Below are 19,311 nucleotides of genomic sequence, written 5' to 3'. Positions count from 1 at the left end.
AATGTTGTTAAAATACAATGTATTTTGAGGGATCAATCGCACGTCCCTTATGCCATAATTCGAAATGCAGATGCGGTCCGGTAGTTTTTTCACCGGTATTTCCTACCAATGCAATAGCTTCACCACCTTTCACCGGATCTCCTTCTTTCTTTAATAACGAACCACAATGTTTATACACCGACACAAAATCCTGTCCATGCTGTATCTGAATAACATAACCGGTTTCTGCCGTATAAGTAGACAAAATCACTGTCCCATCCAATGTTGCCAACACACTTTCATTTGGATTAGCGGCAATGTCCACACCGTAATGCCTGTTCTCCAAGTCAAAATTAGATGACATCATGCCCCGTGTAGGACGATAGAATATCAATCCGGAAGCGGCATTATTATCATCAACAGCCGTCAGATTATATCGTTCCGATTCTTCATATTGCTTGCGAAACTCTTCTTCCTGCCTGGTACGTTCCATCAAAGAATCAGAACGAAGAATGGTCAGAGAGTCGATAGATTGGACTGTATCAGCTTTTACTTTCCCGCTAAATATATCCTGAATGTTCATGATATACATATTCTGCCTCGTCACCACTTGTTGTAATGAATCGGCCCGCAAGGCATTGGTCACCACCTGCGCACGTACCTCACTGTTCATATATCCCGGCAAATAGTTACGTAAAGGAGTAAAAACAATGATAGTTGCCGAAATCAGGAAAATTACCGTTACGGCAGACAGCAATACAGACACACCATTGAGTTTGGAAACGTGCAGTCCCACAATCTCCTCCAACGTATTTTCATTGGTAATGGTCAGTTTATACTTAAACTTGAAATTATGCCAAAATGCTTTCCTTCCTTTTTTCTTCATCGTGCGCACCTTCTATATTTATATCAAGCCATCAGGTACTTCGACCGTCAGCAAACGCTTTTTCTTATCCAATTTGGTGATAAATTCCTCGTGGGCAGGCAGCAAAAGTTCCTCACCACCTTTCTCAATGGCAAAAAGGACATTCATCGTACTGTCATCCACCGCCACAATCTCGCCCAACTCACCATGATTCACATCTTCCACCTTAAAGCCAATAAAATAGTTCCAGGTAGGTATATCATCCGAATCTTCCTCCTCACCGACATATTTCTTCGGGAAATAGACCTCTACATTCGTAAACATACGGGCCTTTTCCGAGGTATCCACCCCTTCCAGTTTGACTAAAGCAGTGGTATCTGAACGAAAACGATACTCTTCAATAAAGAAAGGCACGAATATACCGTCTAACAAACAGACCAGATACTCACATTCCACACGGTCAAAAATATCATCCGTAAAAGTGAATGAGATTTCTCCTTTTACTCCATGCGGTTTGTTGAATATACCAATCTTGAAAACTTCATCTTTCTTAATCATGATTGATTTCTCTAAATTCTAGTAATACGTGCGCCAAGCGCATTCAAACGCTGGTCTATATTCTGATATCCCCGGTCTATCTGCTCTATATTGTGTATGCGGCTTATACCGTCGGCACTCATTGCCGCTATCAGCAAAGCGATACCGGCACGGATATCGGGTGAAATCATATTTCCGGCGCGAAGCTGGAAATTACGGTCATGCCCTATCACAACGGCACGATGAGGGTCACATAATATAATCTGTGCTCCCATATCTATGAGCTTGTCCACAAAGAACAGGCGGCTTTCAAACATCTTCTGATGAATCAGTACACTGCCTTTCGCCTGTGTAGCCACCACCAGTACCACACTGAGCAAGTCGGGAGTCAGCCCCGGCCAGGGAGCATCTGCTATGGTCATAATAGAGCCATCAATAAACGATTCTATCTGATAATGTTCCTGCTCGGGGATAAACAGATCATCTCCCCGCTGTTCTACTCTGATACCTAAACGACGGAAACTTTCTGGAATAATGCCCAAATTTTCATGCGATACATTCTTAATGGTAAGTTCACTTCCTGTCATAGCTGCCATTCCGATAAAACTGCCTACTTCAATCATATCAGGCAACACCCGATGCGTACAGCCATGCAGACTTTCCACTCCTTCAATAGTCAGCAAATTAGATGCAATACCGGAAATCTTCGCCCCCATGCGGTTCAACATACGACAAAGTTGTTGCAGATAAGGTTCACAAGCTGCGTTGTAAATGGTCGTTTTGCCCTTCGCCAGGACAGAAGCCATCACAATATTAGCCGTACCGGTAACCGAAGCTTCATCCAGCAACATATAAGTACCTTCCAAATGCTCTGCGCAAATACTGAAAACACTTCGTTCCTCATCATAATTAAAACAGGCTCCCAGTTTCTGAATACCGATAAAGTGAGTGTCCAAACGCCGGCGGCCAATCTTGTCACCGCCCGGTTTTGAAATCAAAGCCTTTCCAAAACGGGCAACCAACGGACCAACCAACATGACTGATCCACGCAGACTGGAACATTTCTTTAAGAATTCATCACTCTCCAAGTAGTTCAAATCCACAGTGTCAGCCTTAAATGTATACGAATCAATCCCTGTTTTTGATACCTTGACACCCATATCACGTAACAACTGAATCAGATTGTTCACATCCAGAATGTCCGGAATATTAGTTACGGTCACTTCTTCCGAGGTCAGCAGAGTGGCACAAAGAATCTGTAACACTTCATTTTTAGCACCTTGCGGGTGTATTTCGCCGTGCAATTTATGTCCTCCTTCAATTACAAACGAAGCCATGGTATCATTTTTTAGGAATTAATATTTCTTTCTTTGGTTGTTGTTTTGTTGCGGTCTGCGCTGATTGTTGTTCTGTTGCGGCCTGCGTGGAACATAAACACGTTGTTGTTCATTCAAATGCAGGTCTTCAGGGGTCAGATTAATCATTCCCTTAGAGTAATCGCGAAGATCATCCAAGATTTTCTGATCCTCCACCCCGTCTTTGTTCCAGTTCAGGAAACATTTCTTCATGTGGTTTGCAATCAGGCTGATCAGCTGCTTCTTCTCCTCACCTTCCGGATAGTCCACTGCCTTTTTAATCATGTTCTCCAAAATACGTCCATAATGACGGTAACGGATTCCATTATGCGGATAAGGCAACATATCGGGTTTCACCTCCAGGCTTTCTTTCTTCACAATTTCATACGGATAATCGATATCCAGCTTGAAATCGGCCATAATAGCCAAATGATCCCATAATTTATGTTTGAAATCGGGCACATCCCGCAAATGCGGAAACATACCGCCCATAATGTTGATAATCGTGTTCGCACAACGTTGGCGCTCAGCTCTGTCCTCGATGGTCAAGGCGTGGTCTACCATGTTCTGCACACTTCTGCCATATTCAGGAAGGGGTAAAGTTCGTTGTTGAGTATTATACTCCATATATATTTAAAATTTATGATTTATGCACTGATTTGTTCATCGGCTGTTACAAAAGCTTTTTGGGTTTGGAAGCTACAAACTCTTTCAAATAGAAAGGCTCAAAATAAGCCACATCCTTAAAGTTCTGCCTTACCATTTCCTTTTCTGCCAATGGGAACATCCATTTACCTAACGGACGGATGTCATCAATAAAATGAGCATTGGGATGAGTAATCTGCCCACGGCATTTGGCTGCACCGTTACCAAAAAAATAGACCGGATGTTCATTCAGGAACTCCAAATAGGAATGCTCATCAACAATATCGGCGGCTATTTCCCTTTTCACGCCCAATGCGCGATCATAAACAGCTGCATAGACTTCCATGCGACGTGCGTCTATCATAGGACAGAGCAAGGCATCCTCAGGCAAATCATGATGTAACAACACCGGCACACACAACACCTCCAATGTCGGCAGACCGATAAGTGGCAAATTACGTCCATAGCAAATACCCTTCGCCATAGAAACACCAATACGCAGCCCTGTGTACGAGCCGGGCCCGCAACTCACAGCCACTGCATCCAACGGCATACCATGACTGTCGACAAAAGATAAAGCCTCATCTACAAATACGCCCAGCTGCACGGCGTGTGAAGGTCCTTTCAAATCCTCTTTGGAGAACACCGCCAATCCATCCTCACTGACGGCAACAGAGCAGGCCTCTGTTGAAGTTTCAATATGCAAAATACACGACATAATGCTCTACTTATATAATATAATCTGCAAATATACACTTTTATTTATACTTCATTTCCATAAAAAGATTACTTTTGCAAAAAAACATATTAGTTATGATACAGTCAATGACCGGATACGGTAAAGCAACCGCTATATTCGGAGAAAAAAAAATTAACGTAGAGATCAAGTCTTTAAATAGTAAAGCAATGGACTTGTCTACACGGATCGCTCCTTTATACCGTGAAAAAGAAATGGAAATCCGCAATATGATTTCCAAATCATTGGAACGCGGTAAAGTTGATTTCAGCCTGTGGATAGAGAAAGACGTTTCGGATACAGCCACTCCCATTAACGCCGCCCTTGTAGAAAACTACTACAATCAGATAAAATCTATTTCCGAAATGACCCATATACCAATGCCCGAAGATTGGTTTGCAACCCTTCTACGAATGCCTGACGTACTGACCAAAGCCGATGTACAAGAACTTTCGGAAGACGAATGGGAGGTAGTCCGCCGGGTAGTGGAAGAGGCCATCAACCATTTGGTAGATTTCCGCAAACAGGAAGGAACCGCCTTGGAAAAGAAATTCAACGAAAAGATTGACAACATCGAGCGTTTGTTAAAGTCCATCGAACCCTACGAAACAGAGCGTGTAGCCAAGATACGTGAACGCATTACAGATGCTTTGGAAAAGACCATCAGTGTGGATTATGATAAAAACCGCCTGGAGCAAGAATTGATTTATTACATTGAAAAATTAGATATTAACGAAGAGAAACAACGACTGAGCAATCACTTGAGATATTTCCGTGAAACCATGGCAGGCGGTCATGGACAAGGAAAAAAACTTGGTTTCATAGCACAGGAAATGGGACGCGAAATCAATACGACTGGCAGCAAATCCAATCATGCCGAAATGCAAAACATCGTAGTGCAGATGAAGGACGAACTGGAACAAATCAAAGAACAGGTGTTAAATGTAATGTAACCGGTTCACATACCGGACACCATTCTCATAAGCAAAGAATCAAGATATGGCAACAGGAAAACTTATCATTTTTTCAGCCCCCTCGGGTTCGGGCAAATCAACCATTATCAACTATCTGTTGACACAAAACCTGAACCTGTCTTTCTCTATTTCTGCCACCAGCCGCCCTCCTCGCGGAAAAGAACGGCATGGTGTGGAATATTTCTTCCTATCTCCTGAGGAATTCAGACAACGCATTGCCAATAATGAGTTTCTGGAATACGAAGAAGTATACGAAAACCGTTTCTACGGAACCTTGAAAGCACAAGTGGAAAAACAATTGGAAGCCGGACAAAATGTGATTTTTGACGTAGATGTGGTAGGCGGATGTAATATCAAAAAATATTATGGCAGCCGCGCATTGTCTGTTTTCATTCAACCACCCAGTGTAGAAGAACTCCGTAAACGCCTGCAAGGCCGTGGTACTGATGCCCCCGAAGTGATTGAAAGCCGAATCGCAAAAGCAGAATTCGAATTGGGGTTCGCCGATAAATTCGATACCGTGATAGTAAATGACGATTTGGAGAAGGCAAAGGCGGAAGCACTGAAAGTTATTAGAAACTTTATTGAACAATAAGACGATGATCAAAGATCCGAAAAAACTGGCCCAAAGAATGTCGATACTTTGTATCCTCATTGGTTTTATAGCTTTGGCTGTAGGCATCATTGCAATGGCAATGGAACAATACATTATTGCCATAGCAATGGGTATTGTCACTGTAGGACAAGTATGGAATTACAATAAATGGAAAAGAGTAAGATAAAGACTGGTATTTTCGGCGGCTCATTCAATCCTATCCACATGGGCCATCTGGCACTTGCCAATTATTTATGTGAATATAATGGACTGGATGAAATATGGTTTCTCGTCTCTCCTCACAATCCATTAAAGCAACAAACGGATTTATGGGATGATAATCTGCGATTGGAACTGGTAAAACTGGCCATTGCGGATTATCCCAAATTCCGGGCTTCCGACTTCGAATTCCACCTGTCTCGTCCTTCCTATACTATACACACATTGGATGCTTTACACAAAGCCTATCCCAACCGGGAATTCACCCTTATCATCGGGGCGGACAACTGGCTTTTATTCCCCCGTTGGTACAAAGCAGAGGAGATTTTAAAGAATCATCATGTAATGATCTATCCCCGTCCGAATTTCACTATTGATCCAACAACCCTTCCTCCTTCCGTGCAATTAGCCGATACTCCGTTATTGGAAGTCAGTTCTACTTTTATCAGACAGGCACTGGCGGAAGGACGAGATATACGATATTTCCTGCATCCGGCAGTATATGAACGACTGAAAAAATAAAAATCCCCGGGAGGATACAATCCAAATTCCCCGGGGAAAAACACATCAATTATTTAATCTAAAATTCAAAGGACGCACTCCATTAACGCTTTGCCAGCAGTACCTTACTATTTATCAATCCGTCCAACTCCCAGCCTGTCGTATCCTTTTTATATGAGTGCCACGCCAAAAACTTCCCAGCTTCATCTAACGTATATACATATTTCTGCGTAGGGACAAACTCTTTTTTATTTTTATTCCACAAAGAATAATCAATATGCGCTTCTGTGTCTGTGTACGTAACTTCCATACAATAATAATTTATCCAATCCGTGCCATTCCATTTCATACTTTTCTTCTCTATGATTTGTCCCTTATCGTTGTATCTGAACTCAAAACGATACTCCGGAGTCAGGAAAGTACCTTCCTGTTCATAAACGACCTTAGCCGACACCCGACCATTTTCCACCTCTTCATTTGTAATCTTCACAGGCTTGGCCGCATTCAATGTTAATACACTTGTCATTGCAAAAAGAACTGCCATCATGGCTTTAGTGAGCATTGTAGTTTTCATAATGTCTTATTTTTAATGTTTATAATTCGTGTTTATTTGTGTCTTTATTTATAAGACGCAAATGACTCTAAAAACGTTGCAACATGATCCGTTTTTTTTCTTGAGTCGCTTCACTTTATAAAGTGCAAAGTACATGCCACGGAATTAATCCACTAAGTATCAACAAGTAAACATAAAAAAGGGTGTCCGATTATGGACACCCTGTACATTATTAACGGACAAACAGTCTATTCTTTCTGCTTTTCAACACGATGCAAGACTACCAGAACAACTTCGCTGGGAGTAAATAAACGGACGTCAACGCGCGAAGTACCCAATCCATTGGTTATAATAATCGGAGTACCTTTGCTATTCTCTTTCCAACCAGTCAGAAAACGGTTTCCATAAATAGAGTGCTTTACCGGAGAATATTTTTTAAACAAGCTCACCTGCCCACCATGAGTATGCCCCGCTAACACCAAATTGGCATTCGACACATCGGTATCTTCTGCATAATCGGGAGTATGCGTGAGCAATATAATAAAATCATCCGCCGGAAAATGCTGGGATGGAGAGTCACCATTCTTTTTTAAATCAAACGGATTGCGTACACCGCTCACTATAATATACTGACCATCTTTCATCAGCTTATAGCTTTTATGTTCCATCAACCGCACATGATTCTTTTGCATGGCCTCCACCACTTCGGAATAACAATAGCCATAATCATGATTTCCCATCACAGCAAATGTTCCGTAAGGCGTATAAACTCTGCTCAAGGCGGTGAACAAAGTATCCAGATTTCCACCTTTCTTGCCACGATAATCTCCACCCAACAGCAAGACATCGGCATGCATTGACTTTAATGCCCGCACCGCGCTGTTCAATTCACTCCTCTTAAAGCGACTCTCATAATGAAAATCCGAAGCAAACCCTATCCGAAAACCGTCAAAAGCGGGTGGAATATCATAACTATAAAAATCATATTGCTTCACACGCCCTACCCCCGGAAACTCGGACAAAGTAGCTGTGGCGCAAGAAGACAAAAGAATAACCGCTAAAAGCAAAAAAAGAAACTGTTTCTTCATAATCCTTTCTATTTGGAGACAAAGATACAGAATTAATTGTTTTATCTTTGCACAACCTTAATTATAAATAGAAATGGAAATTGTTCAAGTTAACTCAATAAAAGCATGGCTTCTAGCCGCCCGCCCTAAAACATTGGCAGGAGCCGCCACTCCGGTTTTACTGGGATGTGCCTTGGCCTATGCAGACAGCTGCTTCCAAATGACACCAGCATTGCTTTGCTTTGCCTTCGCTTTTCTGATGCAGATAGACGCCAACTTCATTAATGATTACTTTGATTACCTGAAAGGCAGTGACCGTGAAGACCGTTTGGGTCCTGAACGTGCCTGCGCGCAAGGATGGATCACACTGAACGCCATGAGAAAGGGAATCGCCCTGACCACAGCAACAGCTTGTTTAGCAGGGTTATGCCTATTAGCTTATGGAGGGATTGAAATGATTCCAGTAGGAATTTTATGTGTTTTATTCGCTTTTCTTTATACAGCAGGACCTTATCCGCTAGCTTATCACGGATGGGGAGACATACTTGTCATTGTCTTTTTCGGATTTGTACCGGTAGGCTGCACTTACTATGTGATGTGCCGTGACTGGACTTGGAATGTGACACTCGCCTCTCTAGCTTGCGGACTGATTATAGATACCTTGTTGATGGTGAATAATTACCGTGACCGCGATCAGGATGCAAAAAGCGGAAAGAAAACAATCGTAGTACGCTGGGGAGCCAATGCAGGGCAACAATTATACTTATTTTTGGGATTGGCTGCCGCATGGCTTTGTTTATTGTTTATCCCGACCGGGCACATTTGGGCTGCATTATTACCCCAAATTTATCTGTTACCTCACTTCATGGCATGGCAAAGAATGGTAAAAATCAACAGGGGAAAAGAATTAAACAGCATATTGGGAGAAACCTCCCGCAATATGCTGCTATTCGGCGTATTACTAGCATTCGGCCTTATCCTATAATCTTCCAGCAAGATCTTGCCAGAAGATATTTCCCAATAAAGCGCAACAAATCATTCCGCTTTCTCTATCAATACAGTGGCATAAGCGGAAATGCCCTCCTCCCTGCCCGTAAATCCCAGTTTCTCTGTAGTGGTAGCCTTTACGGAAACATCATCCACATCAATCCTCATCAAATGAGCAAGTACCAACTGCATTTCCGGAATCCGCGCTTTCAATTTAGGACGTTCAGCACAAATCGTTGCGTCCACATTACCTACTTTATATCCTTTTGCAGCAATCAGGTCCACCGTTTCAGCCAATAAAATCTTGCTATCAATATTCTTGAATTCACCCGCAGTATCAGGAAAATGATAACCTATATCACGCATATTGGCAGCTCCCAGCAAAGCGTCACAAATGGCATGAATCAACACATCGGCATCCGAGTGTCCCAATAGCCCCAATTCATGTTCAAATTTTATTCCTCCAAGCCATAGTTCACGACCGGTTACCAGTTGGTGCACATCGAATCCAAATCCTACTCTTATTTTCATCTTACATAAAAATCTAATAATTTCTCACCTTCCAAATACCCCTGCAAATGCTGTCCTATGCCGACTGGCCCTACTCCCACAGGAGTCCCCGTATAGAGCAAATCTCCAATCTTTAATGTAAAAAACCGACTAACGTATGCAATTATCTCATCCACCTTAAACAACATATCCGCAGTGTTGCCTCTCTGCACTGTTTTTCCATCTATATCCAAATGAAAGTTTAAATTCTGTATATCCTTAAATCTGTCTACCGGCACAAAATCACCTATGGCAGCCGAGCTATCAAACCCTTTACACAGCTCCCAAGGCTTGCCTTCCTCCCGGAACCGCCGCTGAAGGTCACGTGCCGTAAAATCTATTCCTACCGTCACCGCATCATAATACCGACTGGCAAAACGCGGAGCAATATTCTTTCCCAAACGATTAATACGTACTACCAATTCTGTCTCATAATCCACCTGCTGAGAAAAATCAGGAATAAAAAACGGCTTGCTGTCTTTCAGCAGAGCCGAATCCGGTTTCATAAAAATAACCGGTTCTTCCGGTAATTTTTCATCAGCATGTAACTCGTGGCAATGTGCAACGTAGTTCATTCCTACGGCTATAATCTTCATATTATTATTCTTGAATTACATTTAATCTGTTAAACATTACAGCCAGATGAGCATAAAGTGATGTATTCTGCACCACAATATTTTCCGGTACACGAATACGGAACGGTGTAAAGTTCCAAACAGCCTTAATGCCACCCGCTATCATTTTATCTGTTATCTCCTGTGCTATATTAATAGGCACAGTCAATACCCCGATATTCACATCACAGGATTTCATTTTTATCTCAAATTCATCCGAATGATAAATAGGAATTCCATTTATTTCCTTCCCGACCAATCCGGGATTAATATCAAACGCACCTACTATCTCTAATCCAAAATGATGCAGCCCCGAGTCGCGCAATAAAGCACCTCCCAAACTACCGACACCAAACAAAAAAGCTTTATGCATTTTGGTAAATCCCAAGAAACGCTCCAGCACCTCTATCAACGCATCAATCTCATACCCCACACGTGTACGGCCGGATATATTTACATAAGAAAGATCTTTCGCTATTTGGGAAGCATCTACATTGATTTGCTTGGATATTTGGGTAGAAGACACGTACGTTTCTCCCTGTTCTTTCATCAGTTTCACATTCGAAAGATACCACGGAAGTCTGCGCAAAGTCGGCTCAGGCACTTTATCCGAGAATTTATGCATACGTATATCCATCTTTTTCTTTAGGTATTATCATTAGGTAATTTGCAAAAGTACACTTTTATTTGTTACATTGACGGATAGAGTATAAAAAAAGTCTTATCTTTGAGTATTCATTTAAGCAAAATTCACATGAAAAATAACGATTGGAAAGAACGTCTGAATGTGGTTTATTCCACAAATCCTGATTTCAAGTATGAAAGTGTTGAAGAGGAAGCGGTTGAGACATTAGATAAAAAACAACAGAAACTCCGTGTCAATATAGAAAAAAAAGGACGGGGTGGCAAAACCGTGACATTAATCAACGGGTTCATCGGAACAGAAAATGACCTGAAAGAGTTGGGTAAATTATTGAAAAGCAAATGTGGAGTAGGCGGTTCAGTAAAAGACGGGGAGATCCTTATCCAAGGAGAGTTCAAGCAACGGGTCATCGAGTTATTGAAAGCTGAAGGATATACCCAGACCAAATAACCGGAAAAAAGAAAGGGACTGTTGTCACACAGTCCCCCATTCTATAATTGCGGAAATCTTATTCAGCACGTAAAGTGAAACGTTTGAAAGCAACGATCTGCAATTCAGGATCAGCTTCCTTCAACACTTCTCTTACAGTCTTCTTACCATCCATGATATCCTCCTGGTTCAGCAAGCAAACTTCCTTCAAGAACTTACCCAGACGACCTTTAGCAATGTTTTCAATCATCTGTTGCGGCAAGTTGGCAGCTTTTTCAGCAGAAACAGTAGCAATGATTTCCTTAGCTTTGGCAATATCTTCGTCAGTAATCCAGCCCTTAGCCTTGTTACTTTCCATGTGCTCTTCGCTGTCTACATGTGCAGGGTTGATACCAGCCTTCTTCAAAGCAACTTCAACAGCCTTGTCTACTTGTTCTTTCTTAGTTTTATCAATAGCTACCTGTATTTCAGCTTCTTTTACAGATTCAGGAACACCGGCTTCATCAATTGCAATAGGATTCATAGCGGCAATCTGCATAGCAACTCCGTGAGCGGCAGCTTCAGCTTCCTTATTCATGGCAACAATAGTACAAAGCTGGTTATTTCCCTGGTGGTTATAAATAGAAGTATAAGCACCTTCAACCACATTGTAGCCATCCAATTCCATTTTTTCACCAGTGATACCGCTACGGTCTGTTACTGCATCCTGTACAGTACCGTTACCCATAGGCAAAGCCTTTACTTCTTCCAAAGTCTTGCATCTGTTGGCAACAGCAGCATCCAGAATAGCTTGAGTCAACGCTACGAAATCAGCATTTTTAGCAACGAAGTCGGTTTCGCATTTCAAAGCGATGATAGCAGCAAATTCGCCATCCTTTTTTGCCAGCACACAACCTTCAGATGCTTCACGGTCAGAACGTTTTGCAGCAACAGCCTGTCCTTTTTTACGGATAATTTCCATTGCTTTATCGATATCGCCGTTTGCTTCAGTCAAGGCGTTCTTGCAATCCATCATACCAGCTCCACTAATCTTACGAAGCTTGGTTATTTCAGCCATAGTTACAGCCATAATATTCCTTTATTTTTTAATTGTTAGTAATATCTTTAAAACAGAATTGAGAATTGAAAATTGAGAATTGAGAATCAACAGCATAATCTGCCCCTTCCCCAATTTTCAATTCTCAACTCTCAATTTATACTATTAAGCTTCTTCGTCTTCTTTCAAGAAAGCGGCAGCCTTAGCAGCATTGATAGCTTCTTCTTCGGCTTTATCCATACGAGCCTTGGTATTTTTCTTCTTACCAGCACCCTTAGGAGCATTTTCACCGGCAGCTTCCATATCTACTTTTTCAGCTTTTCTTTCTTCCAAGCCTTCAGCGATAGCGCCACAACAAGCATCCAAGATCACTTCTACAGACTTAGTAGCGTCATCGTTTGCAGGAATCACGAAGTCTACGTTTGAAGGATCTGAATTTGTATCAACGATAGCAAATACAGGGATACCCAGACGGTTAGCTTCACGAACTGCAATGTTTTCTTTCAACACATCGATAACGAACAGTGCTGACGGCAAACGAGTCAAATCAGCGATAGAGCCTAAGTTCTTCTCCAATTTAGCACGCTGACGAGAGATTTGCAGAACTTCTCTCTTAGAAAGGTTTGAATAAGTACCATCGTTGGTCAACTTATCGATAGTAGCCATTTTCTTCACAGCCTTACGGATAGTCGGGAAGTTAGTCAACATACCACCCGGCCAACGCTCGATTACATAAGGCATATTTACAGAAGCAGCTTTCTCAGCTACTACTTGTTTAGCTTGTTTCTTAGTAGCAACAAACAGGACTTTCTTACCTGATTTTGCGATTTGTTTCAGTGCATCAGCAGCTTCATCTACTTTAGCAACTGTTTTATGGAGGTCAATGATATGGATACCATTGCGTTCCATGAAAATATAAGGAGCCATTGAGGGATTCCACTTTCTCTTAAGGTGTCCGAAGTGGCAACCGGCTTCCAATAATGTATCGAAATTAGTTCTAGACATTTTGTTATTCTTTAAATCGTTTACTTTCTTTTTTGTTTATCTCAACCAACCATCGGGTAGTCCGCTACCAAGTAGAGTCCCGCTGGTTTAGATACTAAACGCTTCTTAACCAGTTCCAAGTAAAACCGGATATTAACGTTTACTGAACTGGAATCTACGACGTGCTTTGGGCTGACCCGGTTTCTTACGTTCTACAGAACGAGAATCACGTGTCATGAAGCCTTCTGAACGAAGAGCTGTTTTATCTTCAGGGTTGATTTTAACCAGCGCACGGGCGATAGCCAGACGCAAAGCCTGTGACTGACCTGTAAAACCACCACCGTAAAGATTTACTTTGATATCATATTTTTCAGCAGCCTCCAGCTTGTTCAAAGGCTGTTTTACTACATACTGAAGAATAGTTGATGGAAAGTACTGTGCAAGGTCTCTCTTGTTAATAGTAATCTTTCCTGTACCTTCGCTTACGAACACGCGTGCTACGGCGCGTTTACGTCTGCCTAATGCATTTACTACTTCCATTCTTTATTATTTAAGTGAGTTTATATCAATTGATTTCGGAGTCTGAGCTTCATGTTTATGTTCACTACCAGCGTAAACATACAAATTGCCCAGCAACTGTGCTCCCAGACGATTTTTAGGAAGCATACCCTTTACTACTCTCTTCAACAGTTTTTCTTCACCGTTAGGTTTCTTCATCAACTGGGCAGGAGTCATTTCTCTCTGACCACCGGGATAACCTGTATAGCGCAAGTAAACCTTGTCGTTCCACTTGTTTCCGGTAAATTTCACTTTGTCTGCATTAATGATAATAACATTATCACCGCAGTCAGCATGAGGGGTAAAGTCTGGTTTGTACTTTCCTCTCAACAGTTTCGCAACTTTCGAACCGAGACGGCCTACGACCTGATCGGTTGCATCGACAACAACCCATTCTTTATGAGCTGTTTCTTTGTTTGCAGAAATGGTCTTGTAACTTAAAGTATCCACTCTTAAATTCTTTTTTAAATGTTAACTACTAAAAAACAATTCTTCCCAGCGTTTCTAACCGTTCCCGGACAAAGAACTATTAACACGCTAAGAATTAATTCTTTATAAACTTTTGATAATAATCGGCTTGCAAAGGTACGGCTTTTCTTTGAACTGACAAACAAATTAAGATATTTTTTCCTCCTGCTTTTTGCATACAAAAGGCTGATACAACCACATCTAGGCTTTGAATAACGGAGTAAAAACATAGGGAAGAAATTTTGATTCTTCCCTATACATATACAGTTATTCATATATTTTCAACGATTCCAGCCACTCTCCATCTCAGAGCAAGTACAAACAGCCACAGATGCCGCATTGTTTCCACCGGACTGACGAAGCTTTAAAAGTTCAGTTGCTGAGATCCGAACTACTTTTCCATCGGGACGACCATAACACAGTGTCCCTTCGCGCCGTGCAGTTTCCTCTATCAACCGCTGTTCCGCTAATTCTAAACCATAACGCAACTTCGCACTTAATTCCTTATATTCTTCTTCAGTTGACATAACTTCTGATTTTAGTAAAAAGTTCTTGATTATAGATATGGACCTCATCTCCCAAACGGAAGGCGTCCGCCACAATAACACGCGGTGTGCAGCTATTGTCCGCAAGCATCCAATAATCCACGCAAGGCATATAAATACGGAAAAAGTTTTCCAACCCCGAACGATAACGACGACGGATAATGGGAGCAGGTACATCATGCCCTCCGTTGGCAACACGCTGTTTCACTCGCTCTATAGCCAGTTCAGGCGAATTCAGCCAAAAATAAATAAGGCTGACACTATATCCTTGATTTTGTGCCTGCTGGATAAGATTGATATAAGAACGGGTAGACAATGTAGTTTCAACAGAAAAACTGACTCCGGCTGACAACAGTTCTCCGATGCGTTTCAGCATCAGTCGTCCCGCTTCGATTGCTACACTTGAGGGGTTAAAAGGAGAAAGTCCCTTGGCGATTTCATCGGCATTGACAAATTCACGGCACTCTAAAATTTCGGGTAATACCGTATACGAAGCAGTCGTTTTACCAGCTCCGTTACACCCCGCTATTATATAAAGTTTAGACATTAATCTCCTTTTCTATTTCTGTTATTGGCGACAAAGTTAACGATTATTTCCAATTTTTGTTCTCGAAAAGGCATAAAAGTGATGAAGAATAGCACATTTTTTGAAATTCTGTGCAAATTAAGAAGAGATTACAGGAATTTTACCGTATATTTAAGCAACCTGCAAACAGGTAACAGTTACTCACTACATCATTTTATTGGAAACAATTAATACATAGACACCTTTCATTTAAGTATCCAAACAAGTAATCATATAAACAAGACACATATCCCACCATATAGATAGGGACCACGCTTTCAAAAAATGAAAGAGCAGCCCCTCCCCAATGACTATCCTTTGTTTATAAACAAAGATTCAAACTTATCTGACCAAATCCTTTGGATAAACAGGAGGCATTTTCACCCGTTTCCAAGTTTCATAATACCAGGAATTGATTTCATTTCCATCCTTATCCGTTTTCACAAAAAACTTCAGTACCATGACATCGCCCCCCTTCATCTCAAATTCCAAAATGTTATCCACACCTACCAATTGTGGAAGATGCAGATTTTTCTCCACATGCTCTGTATAAGCATTAGGAGCAGTCTGCCGATAGGTACCGGAACCAATAATAATGGCTCCATGATTAGGAATCATGGTCATATTGGTAAACTTGCCGTCATCAGACAAAATTTTAAAAGAATTACTTGGTTTCAACTCACCCGGCACCTGAGGAGTACCTGATACATAAAAGCACATCTGCCAAATCCCTTTCAAATTGACAGGGGCTGCATCCGATTTTTCCTGTCCCACTACACGCGAAGTACCGATTAGCAAGAATGCTATCATCAGTAGGAATAATTTTTTCCGTTTCATAGCTGTATATATTTAGTTAACAAATTGCGTTATGTGGATACAACAAAATTAGAAAAATTTTTCAAACTTTCTGCTTTTCAAATAACTTTTTTACAGTTAAACACAAAAAAAATCCTGCTCTATGTTATAGGGCAGGATTTTTTGAATTATTATTTCCTACAATTAGAATTCAGCATTGCGCGGAGTACGTGGGAAAGGTATCACATCACGAATATTGGTCATACCGGTAACAAACAGCAACAACCGTTCAAAACCAAGTCCAAAACCAGAATGAGGACATGAACCAAACTTGCGGGTATCCAGATACCACCACATATCCTTCATCGGAATTCCCAGTTCCTGAATGCGGGTCATCAATTTGTCATAATCAGCCTCACGTTCAGAACCACCTATTATTTCGCCAATCTTCGGGAATAATACATCCATTGCACGCACCGTCTTGCCATCCTCATTCTGCTTCATATAGAATGCCTTGATTTCTTTCGGATAGTCTGTCAGGATTACAGGACGTTTAAAGTGCTCTTCCACCAAATAACGTTCATGTTCAGAGGCTAAGTCTACTCCCCAATATACCGGGAATTCAAATTTATGACCTTTTACTACAGCTTCCTCCAGTATCTTGATACCTTCCGTATAAGGCAGACGGACAAATTCTTCCTTCAGCACGCCCTGCAAACGTTCTATCAATCCTTTATCGAACATATCGTTCAAGAACTTCACATCATCATAGCAGTTGTCAAGCGCCCACTGTACACAATATTTAATAAAGTCTTCGGCCAAATCCATATTATCAGTAATATCATTGAACGCAACCTCAGGTTCAATCATCCAAAACTCGGCCAAGTGACGCGGCGTATTGGAGTTCTCCGCACGGAATGTAGGTCCAAATGTATAAATAGCCCCCAAAGCAGTAGCAGCCAATTCACCTTCCAACTGTCCGGAAACCGTCAAACTGGCTTGTTTGCCAAAGAAATCATCATCATAAATAATCGCTCCGTTTTCATCTTTCTTCAAATCATAAAGATTCTTGGTAGTAACCTGGAACATCTGTCCCGCACCTTCACAATCGGATGCTGTGATAATAGGTGTATGAAAATAGAAGAAACCACGTTCATGGAAGAACTTATGGATAGCGATAGCCATGTTGTGGCGGATGCGGAATACAGCTCCAAATGTATTGGTACGGGGACGCAAATGAGCGATCTCACGAAGAAACTCCATCGTATGACCTTTCTTCTGTAACGGATAAGTATTATCACAAGTACCTAATACTTCGATTCCACGCGCTTGAACTTCGGCAGCCTGACCAGAGCCAATGGATTCGGTCAACTCACCGTTCACACTGATACATGCACCGGTGGTGATCTGCTTCAACATTTCTTCGTCAAAGTTTGCCAAATCAACAACAATCTGCACATTATTTATTGTAGAACCGTCATTCAGGGCGATAAAATTTACCTGTTTGCTACCGCGGCGGGTACGAACCCAACCTTTTACATTGACCATCGCACCAAAATCACGGCGCTTCAGCAAGTCAACAATCTTTGTTCTACTAATTTTTTCCATTGTTTTGTCTCTTTATTGTTTATTATTCAAATGAGCCCATGCGGAGCATGTTCACTTCTTGTTCCGTCAGGTAACGCCAGTCACCGCGACGCAAACCTTTTTTAGTCAGGCCAGCAAAATAAACGCGGTCCAGCTTGATTACCTTATATCCCAAGGATTCAAAAATACGACGCACAATACGGTTCTTTCCGGAATGGATTTCAATACCGACTTGTGACTTGTCTGTTTCCGATGCATAGCTGATGGCATCTGCATGGATCTCTCCATCATCCAATGTCACACCTGCTGCAATCTGGTCAAGATCTGCCTTGGTTACATTCTTATCACAATATACATGATAAATCTTCTTCTTCAAATACTTAGGATGAGTCAGCTTGGAAGCCAAATCACCATCGTTAGTTAACAGTAATACACCGGTAGTATTACGATCCAAACGCCCAACTGGATAAATACGCTCCTTACAAGCACCTTTCACAAAATCCATTACAGTCTTACGTTCCTGAGGATCATCAGAAGTAGTCACACAATCCTTCGGTTTATTCAACAAAATATAAGTTTTGCGTTCAATACTTACCGGTTCGTCATGGAACTTCACTTCGTCAGTACGCTTGATCTTAGTACCTAATTCGGTTACCACTTCACCATTTACACTGACTACACCTGCTGTAATAAACTCATCAGCCTCACGACGGGAACATATACCTGCATTAGCCAAGAACTTGTTCAGACGAATCGGCTCATTTGGATCGGTCAATATATCTTTATATTCAATCTGTTTCTTCAGACTATACTTTGCATTCGGGTTATAATCAGCCGTACGGGGGCGATAGGGACGATTGTATCCACCACCTTGATAACCACCGGTACGAGGACGATAAGGACGGTCGCCGCCTTGATTATAACCGCCGGTACGAGGACGCGGAGTGTAAGAACGCTGTTCACCACCTTCACCGCTGTTAAAACGGGGACGCGGAGTATATGGACGCTGCTCGCCACCTTCGCGATTATATCCTCCGGTGCGGGGACGCGGAGTATAAGGACGCTGCTCACCACCTTCGCGATTATAGTTTGTACGGGGACGGTATTGACGGTCACCACCTTCCTCACCATTATTGAAACGAGGGCGCGGAGTATATGGACGCTGCTCACCACCTTCACGATTATAATTTGTACGAGGACGGTATGAACGTTGTTCTCCTCCATCCTCACTGTTAGGATTAAAGCGGGGACGTTGCGGACGGTCACCATTATTATTATAGCGATTATAGGAAGGACGGTCACCGTTGTTATAAGAAGAACGGTAAGGACGGTCGCCACCTTCGCGATTATAGCTGTTCGTACGAGGACGATAAGGACGCTGTTCGCCGTCGTTGTTGTATCTGTTGTAATTACTGTCTCTGTTATAAGACTTATAACCACCATCACGGCTTACATTCTGGTTTTCTTCGTTTGCAGCACCTTCTTGTCTGCTTTCATTTTCTGTACTCATGGTTTTCCTTTTGTT

Annotated in this window: 25 protein-coding genes; 6 read left to right on the top strand and 19 right to left on the bottom strand. The window is 41.9% G+C overall.

Annotation, left to right across the window (positions count from 1 at the left end; translation table 11 throughout):
- Positions 1–7: 7 nt before the first annotated feature.
- The 5 genes from BVU_RS08390 to tsaB are packed head-to-tail and all read right to left on the bottom strand — an operon-like array spanning position 8 to position 4,099.
- Positions 8–865 carry a M23 family metallopeptidase gene (locus BVU_RS08390; protein WP_005839236.1) on the bottom strand — a complete coding sequence of 286 codons (858 nt, stop codon included), beginning with the start codon at positions 863–865 and terminating at the stop codon, positions 8–10.
- Positions 866–883: 18 nt separating this feature from the next.
- Positions 884–1,402, bottom strand: a complete 519-nt coding sequence (gene rimM / locus BVU_RS08385; RefSeq protein ID WP_007831330.1) for a ribosome maturation factor RimM — start codon at positions 1,400–1,402, stop codon at positions 884–886.
- Between the two features lie 11 nt (positions 1,403–1,413).
- Positions 1,414–2,718, bottom strand: a complete 1,305-nt coding sequence (murA, locus tag BVU_RS08380; protein ID WP_005839229.1) for a UDP-N-acetylglucosamine 1-carboxyvinyltransferase — start codon at positions 2,716–2,718, stop codon at positions 1,414–1,416.
- Positions 2,719–2,736: 18 nt separating this feature from the next.
- Positions 2,737–3,363 (bottom strand): DUF4290 domain-containing protein, encoded by a 627-nt coding sequence (locus BVU_RS08375; RefSeq protein WP_005839226.1) that lies wholly within the window; start codon positions 3,361–3,363, stop codon positions 2,737–2,739.
- Between the two features lie 46 nt (positions 3,364–3,409).
- Positions 3,410–4,099 carry a tRNA (adenosine(37)-N6)-threonylcarbamoyltransferase complex dimerization subunit type 1 TsaB gene (gene tsaB, locus BVU_RS08370; protein WP_005839224.1) on the bottom strand — a complete coding sequence of 230 codons (690 nt, stop codon included), beginning with the start codon at positions 4,097–4,099 and terminating at the stop codon, positions 3,410–3,412.
- Between the two features lie 95 nt (positions 4,100–4,194).
- Here tsaB and BVU_RS08365 point away from each other — a divergent pair, with 95 nt between their 5' ends.
- From BVU_RS08365 to nadD, 4 genes are read left to right on the top strand one after another with little or no spacing between them, the layout of a single operon-like run.
- The gene (locus BVU_RS08365; RefSeq protein ID WP_032934774.1) at positions 4,195–5,070 is read left to right on the top strand and encodes a YicC/YloC family endoribonuclease; all 876 of its coding nucleotides are present in this window, start codon (positions 4,195–4,197) and stop codon (positions 5,068–5,070) included.
- A gap of 46 nt (positions 5,071–5,116) precedes the next feature.
- Entirely contained in the window at positions 5,117–5,686 is a 570-nt protein-coding gene (gene gmk / locus BVU_RS08360; protein WP_005839220.1) for a guanylate kinase, read from the top strand.
- A gap of 4 nt (positions 5,687–5,690) precedes the next feature.
- Positions 5,691–5,873 carry a hypothetical protein gene (locus BVU_RS08355; protein WP_005839218.1) on the top strand — a complete coding sequence of 61 codons (183 nt, stop codon included), beginning with the start codon at positions 5,691–5,693 and terminating at the stop codon, positions 5,871–5,873.
- On the top strand, positions 5,855–6,427 hold the full coding sequence (gene nadD, locus BVU_RS08350) for a nicotinate (nicotinamide) nucleotide adenylyltransferase (protein ID WP_005853621.1): 573 nt from the start codon (positions 5,855–5,857) through the stop codon (positions 6,425–6,427). The genes BVU_RS08355 and nadD overlap by 19 nt, the downstream gene beginning before the upstream one ends.
- A gap of 82 nt (positions 6,428–6,509) precedes the next feature.
- Here the strand turns inward: nadD and BVU_RS08345 are convergent, their stop codons facing one another.
- Positions 6,510–6,980: a DUF3836 domain-containing protein gene (locus BVU_RS08345; protein WP_011965246.1), complete on the bottom strand. Its 471-nt coding sequence runs from the start codon at positions 6,978–6,980 to the stop codon at positions 6,510–6,512.
- 227 nt (positions 6,981–7,207) lie between these two features.
- Positions 7,208–8,047: a metallophosphoesterase gene (locus tag BVU_RS08340; RefSeq protein ID WP_005839213.1), complete on the bottom strand. Its 840-nt coding sequence runs from the start codon at positions 8,045–8,047 to the stop codon at positions 7,208–7,210.
- A 73-nt stretch (positions 8,048–8,120) separates the two neighbouring features.
- Here BVU_RS08340 and BVU_RS08335 point away from each other — a divergent pair, with 73 nt between their 5' ends.
- Positions 8,121–9,011, top strand: coding sequence for a 1,4-dihydroxy-2-naphthoate polyprenyltransferase (locus BVU_RS08335; protein WP_005839212.1), 891 nt, complete (start codon positions 8,121–8,123; stop codon positions 9,009–9,011).
- A gap of 50 nt (positions 9,012–9,061) precedes the next feature.
- Here BVU_RS08335 and ispF read toward each other — a convergent pair whose 3' ends face one another.
- Genes ispF through BVU_RS08320 form a run of 3 tightly spaced genes read right to left on the bottom strand, consistent with a single transcriptional unit; the run spans position 9,062 to position 10,813 of the window.
- Positions 9,062–9,544, bottom strand: a complete 483-nt coding sequence (gene ispF / locus BVU_RS08330) for a 2-C-methyl-D-erythritol 2,4-cyclodiphosphate synthase (protein WP_005839209.1) — start codon at positions 9,542–9,544, stop codon at positions 9,062–9,064.
- Complete coding sequence (locus BVU_RS08325; protein ID WP_005839207.1) at positions 9,541–10,158, bottom strand: fumarylacetoacetate hydrolase family protein; 618 nt, start codon at positions 10,156–10,158, stop codon at positions 9,541–9,543. The genes ispF and BVU_RS08325 overlap by 4 nt, the downstream gene beginning before the upstream one ends.
- A gap of 4 nt (positions 10,159–10,162) precedes the next feature.
- A complete protein-coding gene (locus BVU_RS08320) occupies positions 10,163–10,813 on the bottom strand; it encodes a redox-sensing transcriptional repressor Rex (RefSeq protein WP_005853629.1) in 651 nt (216 codons plus the stop codon).
- A 117-nt stretch (positions 10,814–10,930) separates the two neighbouring features.
- On the opposite strand from BVU_RS08320, the gene BVU_RS08315 reads away from it, so the two are divergent.
- The gene (locus BVU_RS08315; protein ID WP_005839203.1) at positions 10,931–11,269 is read left to right on the top strand and encodes a translation initiation factor; all 339 of its coding nucleotides are present in this window, start codon (positions 10,931–10,933) and stop codon (positions 11,267–11,269) included.
- A gap of 58 nt (positions 11,270–11,327) precedes the next feature.
- Here BVU_RS08315 and tsf read toward each other — a convergent pair whose 3' ends face one another.
- The 9 genes from tsf to BVU_RS08270 form a co-directional block, all read right to left on the bottom strand.
- Complete coding sequence (tsf, locus tag BVU_RS08310; protein ID WP_005839201.1) at positions 11,328–12,317, bottom strand: translation elongation factor Ts; 990 nt, start codon at positions 12,315–12,317, stop codon at positions 11,328–11,330.
- Positions 12,318–12,449: 132 nt separating this feature from the next.
- A complete protein-coding gene (gene rpsB, locus BVU_RS08305) occupies positions 12,450–13,289 on the bottom strand; it encodes a 30S ribosomal protein S2 (protein WP_005839199.1) in 840 nt (279 codons plus the stop codon).
- Between the two features lie 132 nt (positions 13,290–13,421).
- Positions 13,422–13,808 (bottom strand): 30S ribosomal protein S9, encoded by a 387-nt coding sequence (rpsI, locus tag BVU_RS08300; RefSeq protein WP_005839197.1) that lies wholly within the window; start codon positions 13,806–13,808, stop codon positions 13,422–13,424.
- 6 nt (positions 13,809–13,814) lie between these two features.
- Positions 13,815–14,276: a 50S ribosomal protein L13 gene (rplM, locus tag BVU_RS08295; protein ID WP_005839194.1), complete on the bottom strand. Its 462-nt coding sequence runs from the start codon at positions 14,274–14,276 to the stop codon at positions 13,815–13,817.
- 299 nt (positions 14,277–14,575) lie between these two features.
- Positions 14,576–14,821, bottom strand: coding sequence for a hypothetical protein (locus BVU_RS08290; protein ID WP_005839191.1), 246 nt, complete (start codon positions 14,819–14,821; stop codon positions 14,576–14,578).
- The gene (locus BVU_RS08285; protein ID WP_005839189.1) at positions 14,811–15,386 is read right to left on the bottom strand and encodes a zeta toxin family protein; all 576 of its coding nucleotides are present in this window, start codon (positions 15,384–15,386) and stop codon (positions 14,811–14,813) included. Before BVU_RS08285 ends, BVU_RS08290 begins: the two co-directional genes overlap by 11 nt.
- A gap of 360 nt (positions 15,387–15,746) precedes the next feature.
- Complete coding sequence (locus BVU_RS08280) at positions 15,747–16,241, bottom strand: DUF4488 domain-containing protein (protein ID WP_005839187.1); 495 nt, start codon at positions 16,239–16,241, stop codon at positions 15,747–15,749.
- 162 nt (positions 16,242–16,403) lie between these two features.
- Positions 16,404–17,807 carry an asparagine--tRNA ligase gene (gene asnS / locus BVU_RS08275; RefSeq protein WP_005839184.1) on the bottom strand — a complete coding sequence of 468 codons (1,404 nt, stop codon included), beginning with the start codon at positions 17,805–17,807 and terminating at the stop codon, positions 16,404–16,406.
- 22 nt (positions 17,808–17,829) lie between these two features.
- Positions 17,830–19,296 (bottom strand): pseudouridine synthase, encoded by a 1,467-nt coding sequence (locus BVU_RS08270; protein ID WP_011965244.1) that lies wholly within the window; start codon positions 19,294–19,296, stop codon positions 17,830–17,832.
- Positions 19,297–19,311 lie beyond the last annotated feature (15 nt).

Origin of the sequence: Phocaeicola vulgatus ATCC 8482, assembly GCF_000012825.1 — a bacterium.
GTDB lineage: Bacteria > Bacteroidota > Bacteroidia > Bacteroidales > Bacteroidaceae > Phocaeicola > Phocaeicola vulgatus.
Note: the sequence above shows the minus strand (reverse complement) of the source record. Positions and strands in the feature narration are given on the sequence as shown.

Coding starts and splice junctions, on each gene's coding strand:
- BVU_RS08390 (WP_005839236.1), bottom strand. CDS start 865: ATGAAGAAAAAAGGAAGGAAAGCATTTTGGCATAATTTCAAGTTTAAG.
- rimM (WP_007831330.1), bottom strand. CDS start 1,402: ATGATTAAGAAAGATGAAGTTTTCAAGATTGGTATATTCAACAAACCG.
- murA (WP_005839229.1), bottom strand. CDS start 2,718: ATGGCTTCGTTTGTAATTGAAGGAGGACATAAATTGCACGGCGAAATA.
- BVU_RS08375 (WP_005839226.1), bottom strand. CDS start 3,363: ATGGAGTATAATACTCAACAACGAACTTTACCCCTTCCTGAATATGGC.
- tsaB (WP_005839224.1), bottom strand. CDS start 4,099: ATGTCGTGTATTTTGCATATTGAAACTTCAACAGAGGCCTGCTCTGTT.
- BVU_RS08365 (WP_032934774.1), top strand. CDS start 4,195: ATGATACAGTCAATGACCGGATACGGTAAAGCAACCGCTATATTCGGA.
- gmk (WP_005839220.1), top strand. CDS start 5,117: ATGGCAACAGGAAAACTTATCATTTTTTCAGCCCCCTCGGGTTCGGGC.
- BVU_RS08355 (WP_005839218.1), top strand. CDS start 5,691: ATGATCAAAGATCCGAAAAAACTGGCCCAAAGAATGTCGATACTTTGT.
- nadD (WP_005853621.1), top strand. CDS start 5,855: ATGGAAAAGAGTAAGATAAAGACTGGTATTTTCGGCGGCTCATTCAAT.
- BVU_RS08345 (WP_011965246.1), bottom strand. CDS start 6,980: ATGAAAACTACAATGCTCACTAAAGCCATGATGGCAGTTCTTTTTGCA.
- BVU_RS08340 (WP_005839213.1), bottom strand. CDS start 8,047: ATGAAGAAACAGTTTCTTTTTTTGCTTTTAGCGGTTATTCTTTTGTCT.
- BVU_RS08335 (WP_005839212.1), top strand. CDS start 8,121: ATGGAAATTGTTCAAGTTAACTCAATAAAAGCATGGCTTCTAGCCGCC.
- ispF (WP_005839209.1), bottom strand. CDS start 9,544: ATGAAAATAAGAGTAGGATTTGGATTCGATGTGCACCAACTGGTAACC.
- BVU_RS08325 (WP_005839207.1), bottom strand. CDS start 10,158: ATGAAGATTATAGCCGTAGGAATGAACTACGTTGCACATTGCCACGAG.
- BVU_RS08320 (WP_005853629.1), bottom strand. CDS start 10,813: ATGGATATACGTATGCATAAATTCTCGGATAAAGTGCCTGAGCCGACT.
- BVU_RS08315 (WP_005839203.1), top strand. CDS start 10,931: ATGAAAAATAACGATTGGAAAGAACGTCTGAATGTGGTTTATTCCACA.
- tsf (WP_005839201.1), bottom strand. CDS start 12,317: ATGGCTGTAACTATGGCTGAAATAACCAAGCTTCGTAAGATTAGTGGA.
- rpsB (WP_005839199.1), bottom strand. CDS start 13,289: ATGTCTAGAACTAATTTCGATACATTATTGGAAGCCGGTTGCCACTTC.
- rpsI (WP_005839197.1), bottom strand. CDS start 13,808: ATGGAAGTAGTAAATGCATTAGGCAGACGTAAACGCGCCGTAGCACGC.
- BVU_RS08290 (WP_005839191.1), bottom strand. CDS start 14,821: ATGTCAACTGAAGAAGAATATAAGGAATTAAGTGCGAAGTTGCGTTAT.
- BVU_RS08285 (WP_005839189.1), bottom strand. CDS start 15,386: ATGTCTAAACTTTATATAATAGCGGGGTGTAACGGAGCTGGTAAAACG.
- BVU_RS08280 (WP_005839187.1), bottom strand. CDS start 16,241: ATGAAACGGAAAAAATTATTCCTACTGATGATAGCATTCTTGCTAATC.
- asnS (WP_005839184.1), bottom strand. CDS start 17,807: ATGGAAAAAATTAGTAGAACAAAGATTGTTGACTTGCTGAAGCGCCGT.
- BVU_RS08270 (WP_011965244.1), bottom strand. CDS start 19,296: ATGAGTACAGAAAATGAAAGCAGACAAGAAGGTGCTGCAAACGAAGAA.